The organism is Salifodinibacter halophilus, assembly GCA_012999515.1.
GTDB classification, from domain to species: domain Bacteria; phylum Pseudomonadota; class Gammaproteobacteria; order Nevskiales; family Salinisphaeraceae; genus Salifodinibacter; species Salifodinibacter halophilus.
In genome coordinates, this window is record JABEEB010000269.1 from 1 (window position 1) to 270 (window position 270).

Below are 270 nucleotides of genomic sequence, written 5' to 3' on the forward strand. Positions count from 1 at the left end.
TGAGCGCGCCATGGCCTTCTCGACGCTGTTCATCCGCCGCCCGGTCGCCACCTGCCTGCTGATGGCGGCGGTGGCCTTGCTCGGCGTGCTCGGCTATCGCCAGTTGCCGGTGTCGGCGCTGCCGGAGATCGATGCGCCCAGCCTGATCGTCACCTCCCAATACCCCGGCGCCAGCGCGCCGACGATGGCGGCGCTGGTGACCACGCCGCTGGAGCGCCAGTTCGGCCAGATCGCCGGGTTGGCGATGATGACGTCCGACTCCTCGGCGGG

Annotated in this window: 1 protein-coding gene; it reads left to right on the top strand. The window is 71.1% G+C overall.

What is annotated here, in order from left to right; translation table 11 throughout:
• Positions 1 to 10 precede the first annotated feature (10 nt).
• The coding region (locus HKX41_11615) for a hypothetical protein (GenBank protein ID NNC24780.1) at positions 11 to 270 on the top strand (260 nt) is incomplete at its 3' end.